At 33.2% G+C, this 407-nt stretch carries 1 protein-coding gene; it reads left to right on the top strand.

The genetic code is table 11. The annotated features are described in order from the left end of the window. On the top strand, positions 1-276 hold a 276-nt coding region (locus tag PVA17_RS25090; RefSeq protein WP_274069380.1), incomplete at its 5' end, for a phosphoribosylaminoimidazolesuccinocarboxamide synthase. Positions 277-407 lie beyond the last annotated feature (131 nt).

The raw sequence follows: 407 nt of genomic DNA, 5'->3' as shown, positions 1-407 counted from the left end.
CCCATTTCTGAAGATGCTTTAGCCATGTTAAACCTGTTAACACATGAAGAATACGCCATTTTAAAGCAACGTACAATTGAAATTGCTAAATTTGTTGCTACAGAGCTTGACAAAAAAGGGTTAACGCTTTATGATATCAAACTAGAGTTTGGCCGCGATGCTAAAACAAATGAAATTTTATTAATAGATGAAATTTCAGGTGGGAATATGCGTGCTTACAAAGGCGAACAATACATAGAACCATTAGAGCTTGAAAAAATTATGTTAGCTGAATAAAAAACTATTCTATTAAAATGCCATGCCTGACTATATACGAGTAATCAAAAAGAGTCGCTTTCTTGCGGCTCTTTTTGTCTAAAATGTTTTTTCGAAACTTTTCATCGAATCACTCGTATACTAATTATACG

This window comes from Lysinibacillus sp. CNPSo 3705, assembly GCF_028674935.1.
In the GTDB taxonomy this organism is placed as follows: Bacteria; Bacillota; Bacilli; order Bacillales_A; family Planococcaceae; genus Lysinibacillus.
Note: the sequence above shows the minus strand (reverse complement) of the source record. Positions and strands in the feature narration are given on the sequence as shown.